The organism is Cupriavidus sp. SIMBA_020 (genome assembly GCF_046535395.1).
GTDB classification, from domain to species: domain Bacteria; phylum Pseudomonadota; class Gammaproteobacteria; order Burkholderiales; family Burkholderiaceae; genus Cupriavidus; species Cupriavidus campinensis.
Genome location: NZ_JAWRWU010001187.1, coordinates 1 through 252, shown reverse-complemented (window position 1 = coordinate 252; position 252 = coordinate 1). Strand labels below are relative to the sequence as shown.

Annotated in this window: 1 protein-coding gene; it reads right to left on the bottom strand. The window is 34.9% G+C overall.

What is annotated here, in order from left to right; translation table 11 throughout:
- Positions 1-85: 85 nt before the first annotated feature.
- Complete coding sequence (locus tag SB751_RS33275; RefSeq protein ID WP_410749403.1) at positions 86-238, bottom strand: EAL domain-containing protein; 153 nt, start codon at positions 236-238, stop codon at positions 86-88.
- Positions 239-252: the final 14 nt, after the last annotated feature.

Below are 252 nucleotides of genomic sequence, written 5' to 3'. Positions count from 1 at the left end.
ATGATAGAGCTGGGAAACATGTAATTAACCAATAGCAAAAACTAAAAAACCGCCTTGATGGCGGTTTTTTTATAACAACTAAATGTTATTGAAAATTAACGTCTGGTAAGCACTCAAACCCAGGTTTTGCAAACAAGTAGCCTTGCATTAATTCAATGCCGACACTTTTTAACCAGTGATATTCTTCAACTGTTTCAATACCCTCAGCTAACGCCATTATGTTCAGTTCTTCAAACATATTTAAGCAGTTAC

Excerpts from the sequence above, each read along its gene's own strand:
- SB751_RS33275 (WP_410749403.1), bottom strand. The coding sequence starts at position 238 with ATGTTTGAAGAACTGAACATAATGGCGTTAGCTGAGGGTATTGAAACA.